Source organism: Streptomyces sp. NPDC030995 (genome assembly GCF_055571215.1).
Window position 1 is genome coordinate 65,750 of the sequence record NZ_JBVIFS010000012.1, and the last position, 12,098, is coordinate 77,847.

The 12,098-nt window shown below is 72.3% G+C and carries 10 protein-coding genes; 5 read left to right on the plus strand and 5 right to left on the minus strand.

Annotated elements, in window-relative coordinates:
• Position 1 precedes the first annotated feature (1 nt).
• Both ACZ45T_RS19565 and ACZ45T_RS19570 read left to right on the plus strand, forming a co-directional pair.
• Positions 2-1,789 (plus strand): glycoside hydrolase family 36 protein, encoded by a 1,788-nt coding sequence (locus ACZ45T_RS19565; RefSeq protein WP_468442872.1) that lies wholly within the window; start codon positions 2-4, stop codon positions 1,787-1,789.
• Positions 1,786-2,799, plus strand: coding sequence for a LacI family DNA-binding transcriptional regulator (locus ACZ45T_RS19570; RefSeq protein ID WP_468442874.1), 1,014 nt, complete (start codon positions 1,786-1,788; stop codon positions 2,797-2,799). The genes ACZ45T_RS19565 and ACZ45T_RS19570 overlap by 4 nt, the downstream gene beginning before the upstream one ends.
• Before the next feature lie 67 nt (positions 2,800-2,866).
• On the opposite strand, the gene ACZ45T_RS19575 is transcribed toward ACZ45T_RS19570, so the two are convergent.
• Entirely contained in the window at positions 2,867-3,676 is an 810-nt protein-coding gene (locus ACZ45T_RS19575) for a DeoR/GlpR family DNA-binding transcription regulator (RefSeq protein ID WP_468442876.1), read from the minus strand.
• 128 nt (positions 3,677-3,804) lie between these two features.
• Here ACZ45T_RS19575 and galT point away from each other — a divergent pair, with 128 nt between their 5' ends.
• The 3 genes from galT (at position 3,805) to ACZ45T_RS19590 (ending at position 8,020) form a co-directional block, all read left to right on the plus strand.
• Positions 3,805-4,854, plus strand: a complete 1,050-nt coding sequence (gene galT, locus ACZ45T_RS19580; protein ID WP_468442878.1) for a galactose-1-phosphate uridylyltransferase — start codon at positions 3,805-3,807, stop codon at positions 4,852-4,854.
• Positions 4,851-6,053 (plus strand): galactokinase, encoded by a 1,203-nt coding sequence (gene galK / locus ACZ45T_RS19585; protein WP_468442880.1) that lies wholly within the window; start codon positions 4,851-4,853, stop codon positions 6,051-6,053. The genes galT and galK overlap by 4 nt, the downstream gene beginning before the upstream one ends.
• An 83-nt stretch (positions 6,054-6,136) precedes the next feature.
• The gene (locus ACZ45T_RS19590; RefSeq protein WP_468442882.1) at positions 6,137-8,020 is read left to right on the plus strand and encodes a glycoside hydrolase family 5 protein; all 1,884 of its coding nucleotides are present in this window, start codon (positions 6,137-6,139) and stop codon (positions 8,018-8,020) included.
• 68 nt (positions 8,021-8,088) lie between these two features.
• Here the strand turns inward: ACZ45T_RS19590 and ACZ45T_RS19595 are convergent, their stop codons facing one another.
• Genes ACZ45T_RS19595 through ACZ45T_RS19610 form a run of 4 tightly spaced genes read right to left on the minus strand, consistent with a single transcriptional unit; the run spans position 8,089 to position 12,055 of the window.
• Positions 8,089-8,391, minus strand: a complete 303-nt coding sequence (locus ACZ45T_RS19595) for a DUF1876 domain-containing protein (RefSeq protein WP_468442884.1) — start codon at positions 8,389-8,391, stop codon at positions 8,089-8,091.
• A gap of 35 nt (positions 8,392-8,426) precedes the next feature.
• Positions 8,427-9,572: a CapA family protein gene (locus ACZ45T_RS19600; RefSeq protein ID WP_468442886.1), complete on the minus strand. Its 1,146-nt coding sequence runs from the start codon at positions 9,570-9,572 to the stop codon at positions 8,427-8,429.
• Positions 9,573-9,618: 46 nt separating this feature from the next.
• Entirely contained in the window at positions 9,619-10,677 is a 1,059-nt protein-coding gene (locus tag ACZ45T_RS19605; RefSeq protein WP_468442888.1) for an amidohydrolase family protein, read from the minus strand.
• A gap of 34 nt (positions 10,678-10,711) precedes the next feature.
• Positions 10,712-12,055: a cytochrome P450 family protein gene (locus tag ACZ45T_RS19610; protein ID WP_468442890.1), complete on the minus strand. Its 1,344-nt coding sequence runs from the start codon at positions 12,053-12,055 to the stop codon at positions 10,712-10,714.
• Between the last annotated feature and the right edge of the window lie 43 nt (positions 12,056-12,098).

Sequence of the window (12,098 nt, forward strand, 5' to 3'; positions counted from 1 at the left end):
CGTGCACAGCATCACCACCACCTCGGCGGCGGGCACCGAGGCCGTGACCACCGCGGGGCTGGCGCCCGCCCGCGACGAACCCCTCATCGACGGGGTCTCGCTCGCCGTGCTCGCCCACGCCCCCGGCGTCCACCCCGCCTGGACCTTCGGTGAACTCCCCGGCGGAATACACCTGCTGGAAGTACGCGCCGACGGATCCCCCGTCGAGATCCGCTTCTCCGTGCCCCTCGGCGACGCCGCCGGATACTGGCACCCGCACGGCGCCTGGAAGCGCACCCTCCTCGCCGACTGGGAGGGCCTCTCCCGGGTCTCGCTGGTCGACGGACACGCCGCCGGATGCCTGTACGACCACACCGGCGCCACCCTGCTGACCTTCGCGGCGGCCGACCCGGTCCCCGAGGCGACCCTGCGCTTCGGCGTGTCCGAGGAGAACGACACCCACGTCGTCCACCTGCGCCTGCCCGCCTCGGGGCAGCCCCACCGGATCCTGCTCGTCCCCCGCTCGCCGTCCGTGGCACGCGCCATGCGGGCACTGCGCGCCTGGTTCGGTGCCGCGCTCGCCCCCGTGCCGGTGCCCGACGCGGCCCGCACCCCCGTCTACTCCACCTGGTACGCCTTCAACCAGGACGTCAGCGCCGCCGCCGTCGAGACCCAGGCCGAACTGGCCGTCGGCCTCGGGTGCGGGGCGCTGATCCTCGACGACGGCTGGCAGGAACTGGGCCACGGACGCGGCTACGCCGGCTGCGGGGACTGGCTGCCCGACCGGGCGAAGTTCCCGGACTTCGCCGGGCACGTGGCCCGGGTCCGGGCCGAGGGGCTGCGCTACCTGGCCTGGGTGGCGCCCCTGCTGCTCGGCCCCGGGGCCACCTGCCACGACCGGTGGGCGCCCTGCGCGGCCGCCCCCGCCACCGTGCCCGGCGCGCACGTGCTCGACCCGCGCCTCCCGGAGGTGCGCGAGCACGTCGTCGGGCTCTGCGTCCGGCTGGTCCGCGCGTACGGGCTCGACGGACTGAAGCTCGACTTCCTCGACCAGGCCATGGTGTACGCGGGCGACGGCGCGGGGGACGTCGGACACGCCATGGTGGCCCTGCTGACGGAACTGCGCGCGGCCCTGGAATCCGTACGCCCCGGCGTGCTGCTGGAGCTGCGCCAGCCCTACGCGGGACCCGGCATGGCCCCCTTCGGCAACATGCTGCGCTCCTTCGACTGCCCGGCGGACGCCACCGCGAACCGGGTCCGCACCCTCGACACGGCGCTGCTCGCCGTCGGCGGAGCCGTCCACTCCGACATGCTCCTGTGGTCACCCGACGCGCCCGTGGCGACGGTGGCCCGGCAGCTGATCGGGGCCCTGCACGCGGTGCCGCAGATCTCCGTACGGCTGGACCGCGTGCCCGGGGCGCACCGGGAGGCGGTCGGCTTCTGGCTGAGCCAGTGGCGGCTCCATCGTGATCTGCTGCTGGACGGGGAGGTCGAACCGGGCCGGCCCGACGAGCTGTACCCGCTGGTGCGGGCGAGCGCCGGGGACCAGTGCCTGCAGAGCGTGCACGGTGACCGGGTCGTCCCGCTGGACTTCTCCGCGTACCGGCGCTTCCACGTGGTCAACGGCTCGGACCGGGACCGGGTGATGGTCGAGGTGCTGGGGGGCGGGGGCCGGGTCCGAGGCGTGGTCCACGGGCCGGACGGCCGTATGATGGACGGTCCGCCGACGTTCCTGCCGGAGGGGCCGCACTCGCTGGCCGTACCGCGCGGAGGTCTGGCATCGCTCACGATCACGGAAGGACCGCGATGAAGGTCGGCATCACCGACGTCGCAGCCCTCGCTCAGGTCAGCGAGGCGACCGTCAGCCGGGTGATCAACCGACGCCAGGGCGTTTCGAAGAAGACCCGGGACGCGGTCGAGCGGGCCATGGCGGAGCTCGGCTACGAACGCCAGACCCAGGGCCAACTGGTCGCGGTGGTCACCGAATTCGTGTCCAACCCGTTCTTCGCCGACGTCGCCGAGCGCATCGAGTCGGCCCTGGCCCCGCACGGACTCAAGACGATCCTGTGCCCTGCCTTCCCGGGCGGAGTGCAGGAGCGGGACTTCATCTCCGCGCTCGTCGACAAGGGCGTCGCGGCCGTCGTCTTCCTGTCCGCCTCCAACACCGTCGAGGGCGCCGACACCGAGGCGTACGAACTGCTGCGCCAGCGCCGGGTCCCGTACGTCGGGATCAACGGCGAGTTCGCGGACGGGGTGTCCGTCCCGGTCTTCTCCACCGACGACGCGCTCGCGGCCGAACTGGCCGTCGACCACCTCCACCGGCTGGGCCACCGCAGGATCGGGATGGCCTCGGGACCGGCCGGCAACCAGCCCGCCGACCGCCGGGTGCGGGGCTTCCTGGAGGCCATGGCCAAGCGGGGCATCGAGGAACCGGAGCGCTGGGTGATCCGGCAGTCCTACACGGTGGAGGGCGGCCAGGCCGCCGTCGGCCCGCTCCTCGCCCTGGGCGCCACCGCGATCGTCGCGGCCAGTGACTACATGGCCCTCGGCGCGATCCGGGGCGTCCGCCGGCAGGGGCGCTCGGTGCCCGGGGACGTGTCGGTGGTGGGCTACGACGGTGCGGCCATCACCGAGTTCACGGATCCGCCCCTGACCACGGTGCGGCAGCCCGCCGACCGGCTGGCGCTGGAGGTGGGCCGCAGTGTGCTCGCGCTGGTCAGTAACCGGGACGTACCGGCCGGGGAGCTGCTGTTCGACCCCGAACTGGTCATCCGGGCGACCACCGGTCCGGCTCCCGGGGAACCCGGCTCCGGAGCCTGATCCCCGTCCCTGATCCTCGTGCCCGATCCCGGCGTCTGATGTCGGCGTCTGATGTCGGCGATGGAGCTCAGTGCTCCTCGCCGGCGACGAGGAGTTCGCCCACCGCGTCCGCGAGAGCGGCGCGGGCCGGGCCGGGCATGCCCGCGTCGGTCACGAACCAGTCGGCCTGGTCGAGCGTCGCGAATCCGCTGAGCCCGACCACCCCCCACTTGGTGTGGTCGGCCACGACGGCGATCCGCCGCGCCGAGGCGACCAGCGCCCGGTTGGTCTGGGCCTCCATGAGGTTCGGGGTGGTCAGGCCGGCCTTCTCCGACACGCCGTGCGCGCCCAGGACGAGCAGGTCCACGTGGAGGGAGCCGATCACCAGGTCGGCGAGCGGGCCGGCCAGCGCGGCCGAGGGGGTGGGGGAGCCGCCGGTGAGTAGCAGGGTGGGGGCCCCGGCCCCCGGATCGCGGCCGGCGGCGCGCACCAGGTCCGCCACCGGAAGGGAGTTGGTGACGATCGTGAGCCGCGGGACGCCGAGGAGCCGGCTGGCGACCGCGTGCGCGGTGGTGCCGCCCGAGATCGCGACCACGCTGCCCGGTTCCACCAGGGTGGCGGCCGTGTTCGCGATGGCGGCCTTGGCCTCCCCCTCCAGATCGGACTTGGCCTCGAACCCGGGCTCGTCCCCGCTGGCTCCGGCCGGGGCGACGGCCCCGCCGTAGACCTTCTCCACGACGCCGCGCCGGGCGAGGGCGTCCAGGTCCCGTCGGATGGTCATGTCCGAGACACCGAGCTGACCGACCAGGTCCGCCACCCGTACCGCGCCGTCGCGCCGGACCGCGTCCAGGATGAGTGCGCGTCGCTGGTGGGCCAGTTGGGCAGCCTGCTCGGCCAAGGGTCAACTCCCGGGTAGCGGCGAATCCGGTCAGAAGGCAACAACCTAACACGGCGTTGATGGTGGATCCTGAGGAAGTCATCCCGTGTGGGTGTTGATTGATGTTGAGATCTGTTTATTCTTGGTGGGTGAAGAAGACCCTCGCGAAACTCGCGGACGGCCGCGAACTGATCTACTTCGACACCGACGAGAGCGCCGTGCGCGAGGCGCGTGACCTCCGCCCGCTGGACCGGGTGCGCAGCCACCCGGAACTGCGGCGGGACGAGGCCACCGGTGACTGGATCACGATCGCCTCCCACCGGCAGGACCGCACCTACCACCCGCCGGCCGGCGAGTGCCCGCTCTGTCCCTCCCGGGACGGCCGGCTCAGTGAGATCCCCGCCGCCGACTACGAGGTGGCCGTCTTCGAGAACCGCTTCCCCTCCCTCGCGGGCACGGCCGGACGCTGCGAGGTCGTGTGCTTCACCCCGGAACACGAGGCCCGGTTCGCCGACCTCACCCCCGCCGCCGCCCGCCTCGTCCTGGACGCGTGGACCGACCGCACCGCGGAGCTCTCCGCACTCCCGGGCGTGGAGCAGGTGTACTGCTTCGAGAACCGGGGGGCCGAGATCGGGGTGACGCTCGCCCACCCGCACGGCCAGATCTACGCCTTCCCCTTCGCCACCCCGCGCACCGCCAAGATGACGGCCGCCGCGGCCGCCCACCGCGCCGCCACCGGCCGCAACCTCTTCGAGGACCTCCTGTCCGGCGCCCGCGCCGCCACCGAGCGGGTGGTGACGGCGGGGGAGCACTGGACCGCCTTCGTGCCCTACGCCGCCCGCTGGCCGTACGAGGTGCACCTCTACCCGCACCGCCGCGTCCCCGACCTGACCTGCCTCACCGAGGCCGAGCGGGCCGAGTTCCCGGGCATCTACCTGGACCTGCTGCGCCGCTTCGACCGGCTCTTCCCCGTACCGGGGGAGCCGGAGCGGACGGCTCCCGCGCCGTACATCTCGGCCTGGCACCAGGCGCCCTGCACCCAGGGCGCCGAACTGGCCCTGCACCTGGAGCTGTTCACCATCCGCCGCACCCCGGACAAGCTCAAGTTCCTCGCCGGCACGGAGTCCGGGACGGACGCCTTCATCAACGACGTGGCCCCCGAGGCGGCCGCGCGGCGGCTGCGGGAGGCCCGGTCGTGACGCGGACGGCGCAGTGGGACGAGGACAACCGGGCCGACCGCGTCGCGGACAGCTTCGACCGGCTCTTCGCAGGCTGCCCGGACGGGGTCTGGGCGGCGCCGGGCCGGGTCAACCTGATCGGTGAACACACCGACTACAACGACGGGTTCGCCCTCCCGATCGCCCTCCCGCAGACCACCCTGCTCGCCGCCCGCGCCCGTACGGACGGGCTGCTGCGGCTGCACAGCGCCCAGGGCGACGGCCGGACCACCGAACTGCCCGTGGCCGCCCTGGCCCCCGGCGCCGCGACGGGCTGGGCCCGCTACCCGGCCGGCGTGGTCTGGGCACTCGCCGAGGCGGGACACCCGGTCGGGGGCGCGGACCTCCACTTCGACAGCACGGTGCCCACCGGCGCGGGTCTCTCCTCCTCCGCCGCCCTGGAGTGCGTGGTCGCCGTCGCGTACGACGAGCTGTACGGGCTGCGCCTGCGCGGGCCCGAACTGGCCCGGATCGCCCAGCGCGCGGAGAACGCCTTCGCGGGAGTCCCCTGCGGGATCATGGACCAGATGGCCTCGGTCTGCTGCACCGCCGACGCCGCCCTCCACCTCGATGCGCGCACCCCGGAGCGCCACCGGCAGGTGCCCTTCGACCTGCGGGGCCAGGGCCTGCGGCTCCTGGTGATCGACACCAGGGTCACCCACGACCTCGGCGACGGGGCGTACGCCGGACTGCGCGCGGGCTGCGAACGCGCCGCCGCACTGCTCGGCCTGCCCGCCCTGCGCGACCTGCCCGCCGGGGAACTCCCGCAGGCCCTGGACGCCCTGCCGGCGGCACTCGCCCCCCTGGTCCGCCACGTGGTGACCGAGAACGCCCGGGTCGCCGAAGCCGTCTCCCGGCTGCGGGAGGGCGATGTCGCGGGGCTCGGCCCGATCCTCACCGCCGGCCACGCCTCGCTCCGCGACGACTACCGCGTCTCCTGCGCCGAGACCGACCTCGCCGTGACCGCCGCGCTGGAGGCCGGGGCGCTCGGCGCCCGGATGACGGGAGGCGGCTTCGGAGGCTCGGTGATCGCCCTGCTGGAGGCCGGGCAGGAGAGCGCGGTGGGCGGGGCCGTGACGGCCGCCTTCGCCGCCGCCGGCCACCGGCCCCCGCGCACGCTCGCCGTCACTCCCGCCGCGGGCGCCCGGCGGATCGTGCCGCCACCGGGAACGGCGAGCTGAATCCGCACCCGCGTGCCCCCAACCCCCGTACCCCCTACCCCCGTACCCCCCTACCCCCGTACCCCGTTCCTCCGGAGGACACAGTGAGACGATGTTTATGGCCGGCGCTGCTCGCCGGGGTGCTGCTCCTCGGAGCGTGGGGAGGTTCCCCTTCTCCGGCGTCCGCCGCGGACTCCCCGGGCGCTCTGGCCGACACGTGGACCGCGCCGCTGAGCACCCGTGGCCGGTACGTCGTCGACGCCGCCGGCAACCGCTTCAAGCTCAAGTCCGCCAACTGGCACGGTGCACAAGGGTCTTGGAACGGTTCCGGAGACATCAACGACCCGGCGACCCACCATGACGGCGAGAAGGCCGACCAGATGCCGCTCGGCCTGGACCGGGCACCGGTCGGGGTGATCCTCGCCGGTTTCCGCGAGCTGGGCATCAACAGCATCCGCCTGCCGTTCTCGAACGAGATGCTGCACGATCAGAGGCCGGTCTCCGACGCCTCGGTCGCCGCCAACCCGCAGTTGCGCGGCAAGACCCCGCTCCAGGTCTTCGACGCCGTCATCGCCGCCACCACGGCCGAGGGCTTCGCGGTGGTCCTCAACAACCACACCAACACGTCGCGGTTCTGCTGCGGACTCGACGGCAACGAGCGCTGGAACACCAGCCAGTCCACCGCGCAGTGGGAGAACGACTGGATCGGCCTCGCTCGCCGCTACAAGGACAACAAGCGCGTGGTCGGGGCCGACCTCTACAACGAGGTCCGCCGCACGGTCACCGACGACGCCAACTGGAACTGGGGCAACGACCACGACTGGTGGACCGCTTCCCAGCGGCTGGGCGACCGGCTCCTCACCGAGGCCAACCCCGACCTCCTGGTGATCGTCGAAGGCATCAACTGGCAGGGCGTCCCCCTGGACGGCTTCCCCCACGAGCGCCCCACGCTGGAGCCGGCGCGCACCCTGTCGCACACGCTGGTGGCCTCGAACAAGCTGGTGTACTCGGCGCACTTCTACGGGTACACGGGTCCGAACCACACCGGGGCGACCGGGCTCGGTGAGACCCATGATCCGCGCTATCAGGACCTGTCCCGCCAGGACCTGTTCGCCACCCTGGACCGACAGGCGCTCTTCGTCGCCGGCGAGAGCGGCCGCCACTTCACCGCGCCGGTGTGGATCAGCGAGTTCGGCATCGGCAGCGACGAGACGAACCCGAAGGCGCGTGCGTGGTTCGGCAACTTCGTGGACTACCTGATCGACCGTGACGCGGACTTCGCCTACTGGCCCCTCGTCGGATGGACCGGACACGGCACCTGGTCGATCCTCAACTACGACGCGCAGGGCCGCCGTTCCGGCATCCTGGACGGCGGAGACTGGCGTGCGTCCCACTGGTCCCGCCTGGCCGGCGCCGCCCAGAAGAGCGGCCCCGTGGCCGTCTCGGACACCTGGGACATGCTCAACCTCGATCACGCCGACGCCGTCCAGTCGCTCCGTGTGCGCGCACGCGGGGACTGGGACCCGGGATCCCGCAAGGGAACGTGCCCCGACGGCCAGCGCCTCATCGGCCTGGCGCACCGGGACGGACGTGGTCTGTGCGCCGACGCGGGCGCTCCCGGGCTCGCCGCTCCCGACGCGCGGGACACCGTGGTGCGTGACGAGCGGTACGTCCAGCAGGGCGACTGGGCCGGCGGCTACACCAAGTACCAGTGCGGGCCCGGCCAGTTCATGACCGGCTACAGCGTGTGGCGCCAGGAGGTGTCGGCGGTGCTGTGCAGCGATGCGGGCCGGACCCTGGGGACGAGCGGCCGCACCGTCTGGTTCGACCGCGGGGACGCCCGGCCGGCCGGAGCGCCGGGCGGGGAGTTCGCCCTAGGGAACTACAAGGGCCAGTGCGGTACGGACGAATACGCGGCCGGTGTGGCCTTCACCGGAGCCTGGGCCAAGGGGAAGACCCCGGACGCCCTGCTGTGCCGCAAGCTCTGACCTCGTAGCCGGACAGGGGGGCCGGGGGCCGCGCTGCGGCGCCCGGCTGCCCTTGGGCGGAAGGCGGCCTACGGAGCCGGGCTCACGTCGTCCGGCCAGCCGTATCCGGTGCGCGGCGGCTCGGGTACGGCGCCCACCGCGGCCAGGTCCCGGTCGGCCGCGCGCATCAGCTGACCGGCCAGATCGCGCATCGCCCTGCTGGCCGCCAGCTCGTCGCCGATCGCGGGGATCTCCACGTCCTGCGGATTGCAGTGCGCCGTGCCACGGCCGACCATCGTGGTCTTCCCGTTGTCGAGTACGGCCCGGGCTTTGGTCGTGCCGGACTCCTCGGTCAGGTAGACCCCCACCTTCCACTCTTCTGCGTGTGTCATGAGGTGCCTCCTCGCGCTCCGGTTTCCCGGTTCCACTAGCTTCCAGAATCCCTCGCTCCGCCGCCCGGAGCGAGGGCGGCGAGGGTGAGGCTGCCGTCCGGGTCGTAGGCGAGGCGCGAGCCGAAGCCGCGGTTGATCCGGTCCAGGAGATCCTGGACCCACCTGCAGTCCTGCGGCGACGCCCTGTGCAGCCGCATGCGCCGGGCCTGGAAGGGCGTGATGCGCAGGGCGCGGAGCCGGCCGGTGTCGGGCTCCAGCGAGGCGGAGTAGAGCAGCCGCAGGTCGTCGCGGTAGTTCTCGTAGCCCGTGATGCCCTCGTAGTCGTTGACCAGGTCGCCGCAGCCGTAGGCGATGAGCTTTCCCCGGTACAGCTCCAGCGGCCGCGGATGGTGGGAGGAATGCCCGTGGACGACGTCCGCGCCGCCGTCGACGAGTGCGTGGGCGAAGCGGACCTGGTCGCGGGGGAGGGCGTAGCCCCAGTTGGACCCCCAGTGGATCGAGGCGACGACGATGTCGCCCGGTCGCTTCACCTGCCGGATCCGGGCGACCATCGCGGCCGCCGCGCTGTCCGACGCCTCGGCCACGAAGTCGATCCCGCTCCGGTCCGCCGTGGCGGCCCAGCTCGGCGGGATTCCGCTGGACCGCATGCCGAAGGAGTGGACCACGATCCGGCGGCCGCCCCCGGCGGGGACGACCGCCGGACGGCGGGCCCCGTCCACATCGCGTCCGGCGCCCGCCGAGACGAACCCGGCGTCCGCCAGTACGTCGAGGGTCTCCGCGAGCCCGCGGCGGCCGAAGTCGAGGACGTGGTTGTTGGCCAGGACGCAGACGTCGGGACGGGCCGCGGTCAGGCAGGGCAGGTTGGCGGGATGCATGCGGTAGTGCACCGCCTTGCCGGGCGCGAAGTCGTCGCTCAGCGTGACGCTGGTCTCCAGATTGAGCACCACGGCGTCGGGCGCGTCCCGGTCGAGGACCCGCGGCACGTCGCCCCACGGCCAGGAGAAATCGACCGGGCGGGGAATCGGGCCGTTCGCCGCCTCCGCCAGCTCGACGTAGGAGCGGGCGTCCCGTACGTACGTCTCCGCCAGCTCCGGATCACCGGGGTGCGGAAGGATCTGGTCGACGCCCCGGCCGAGCATCACGTCGCCGGCGAGGCACAGCGTGATCGGATCACCCTGCATCTGTCCAGGCTAGAACCCCCGCCACCGGGATGTCACGCGAGCCGGGTCAGACCATGGCCAACTGGGGAATCAGGCGCAACGCGTTGTCGCGGTAGATCCCCGGCAGTTGCTCCGGGGTGAAGGCGGGGTCCGCGTCGAGTGCGGGGAGCGCCAGGTCCAGGACCGTGTCGGCCGGGGCGGCCGGCCAGTCGGTGCCGAAGAGGATGTGCTCGGCGGGCACATGGGCGAGGAGGGTCGCCGCGGGCGCCATGGGCCCCGCGGTGTCGTAGTAGAAGCGCCGCAGGTGGTCGCGGACGGCCGCGGGCTCGACGGGCGGGTCGCAGAACCGTCCGAGGGCCTCCATGCGCGTCGCGATGTACGGCAGGAATCCGCCGGCGTGCGGAAGGATCACCGAGATGTCCGGGAAGCGGTCCAGGGTCTTCTTGCTGATCATGTTCACGGCGGCCCGGGTGGTGTCCAGGAGGAAGTCGCACATGAAGTTCGGAATGCCCGGGACGGCCGCCGCGCCGGGCGGGCAGCCCGGAAGGTTGTGCGGATGGGTGTCCACCACGGCGGAACAGTCGTTCAACTCGTGAAACACGCGGTCGTAGGCGGGATCTCCGAGGTAGACGCCCCCGTAGTTGGCCGTCACGTTCACCCCGACCGCCCCGAACTGGCCCAGTCCGCGACGCACGGCCCAGGAGGACGCGTCGGGGTCGTCCAGGAAGAGCGGAACGTAGAACGAGAACCTGCCGGGATGCGAGTTCGCCACGTCGAGCATGGACAGGAGCGTGATGTTGATCGCCTCGCGCAGCTGCGCGGACGAGTGGTAGCGCGCCGGCAGCATGGGCTTGAGCACGGCCGTCGAGATCCCCGCGCGGTCCATGAAGCGGACGGAGGCCTCGGCGTCGAACCGAGCCCAGGGAGGCAGCTGTTCCGGCTTGATCAGCCCGTGGCGCTCGGCCCACTCGCGCCACTCCGGCGGGCAGAAGTGATGGTGCATGTCGATCTTCGACTGGACCGCGTGCGCGACGCGGAGCTGTTCGCCCTCGCCCGCCGCTTCGACCGGCCCGTCCGCCGGCCGTCCCGGGAGGTTCAGTTCAGAGGTGCTCGCAGAGTCATGCATACGGTCCGCCGTTCGTTCGTCCGTCGGGTCTGGGCTACTTTCCGGAGGTCACGGAGGTCACGGAGGTCACGGAGGCCGCCACCGCGGCCAAGGGCGCCGACGCGCGCTCCGCGGCGACCCGCGACGGATCCAGGACGATCCGAAGCTGCTGAAGACCCCGGAACGCCGGCATGGGGCCCTTGAGCCAGGCGCCCTTGCTCTCCTGGGCGTCGCACAGCGCCATATCGGGGAATCCCCGCAGGAGGGCGGAGAGCGCGATGTCGAGTTCGAGCCGCGCGAGCGGCGCCCCCAGGCAGTAGTGCGTTCCGAAACCGAAGCCGAGGTGCGACCCCTGAAGTCCCTCGCGCGTCACGTCCAGGACGTCGGGGCGGTCGAACTTCTCGGGATCCCGGTTCGCCGATGTGAGGGCGATCTGGACGAGGGATCCCTTGGGGATCACAGTTCCCCGGATCTCGACGTCCTCAGCCGCGTACCGGAAGGTCGACGACTCCACCGATCCCTCGAAACGCACGTTCTCCTCGACCGCCTGCGGGATCAGCAGCGGGTCCTTCCGCAGCTTCTCCATCAGGTCGGGACGGAGCAGCAGGTTGAGGACGGAGTTGCCGATCTGGAACGCGGTGGTCTTGTGACCGGCGAAGAAGATGACCCACAGGGACGACAGGAGCTCCGTGTCGTCCAGACCTTCGTCGGCCTGGATGAGGTCGCTCAGGAAGCAGTCCGACGGGTGGTCGCGCGTGTACGAGATGAGCCGCGCGAACCGGTTGCGCAGCCACTCCTCGGCCTCCTTCAGCTCCGGCTTCAGCCGGGGATCGAACCTCGACCGCGCCACGACCGAGAACTGCTCGGTGATCTCGGCCCGGTCGCCCTCGGGGATGCCGATCAGCTCGCACAGCACCGCGATGGGCAGCGGGAACGCGAACGACGACATCAGGTCGACCGGGTCGCTGCCTCTGCACCCGTCGAGGAGGCTCTCGGCGATCTCGGTGATCCTCGGCCGCAGCTTCTCCACCCGGCCCGGTGTGAAGGCGCTCCGCAGACTGCGCCGCAGCCGGGTGTGCCTCGGCGGGTCCGAGAAGAGCACGTTGTCGTCCAGCTCGTCGAAGACGCTCCCGTACACCGCGTGGTAGGTGTCGAGGGCTCCGCGCATGTCCTTGCTGAAGCGCGGGTCCGACAGGGCGTCCCGGGCGTCGTCGTAGCGCGTGATGAGATAGGTGTCGATCCCGTGCGGGGGCGTCAGCACGCACACCGGCGCCTGCTCGCGCAGTGCGGCGTAATGGGCATGAGGACACGCCCGGTACTCCGGTGCCCCTCGGGACACGGCCGCCACGATCTCGTCAAGGGTTCCGCCGCCCGCTGGTGCTGCCGTCTCGTGAGCCATGCTCCGTACCCTCCGTGACACTCGCGCTGTTCGCGACAGACCG

What these genes read in the sequence shown, in the direction of transcription:
- ACZ45T_RS19570 (WP_468442874.1), top strand. Translation starts at nt 1,786, where the DNA reads ATGAAGGTCGGCATCACCGACGTCGCAGCCCTCGCTCAGGTCAGCGAG.
- ACZ45T_RS19595 (WP_468442884.1), bottom strand. Translation starts at nt 8,391, where the DNA reads ATGACACACGCAGAAGAGTGGAAGGTGGGGGTCTACCTGACCGAGGAG.
- ACZ45T_RS19600 (WP_468442886.1), bottom strand. Translation starts at nt 9,572, where the DNA reads ATGCAGGGTGATCCGATCACGCTGTGCCTCGCCGGCGACGTGATGCTC.
- ACZ45T_RS19605 (WP_468442888.1), bottom strand. Translation starts at nt 10,677, where the DNA reads ATGCATGACTCTGCGAGCACCTCTGAACTGAACCTCCCGGGACGGCCG.
- ACZ45T_RS19610 (WP_468442890.1), bottom strand. Translation starts at nt 12,055, where the DNA reads ATGGCTCACGAGACGGCAGCACCAGCGGGCGGCGGAACCCTTGACGAG.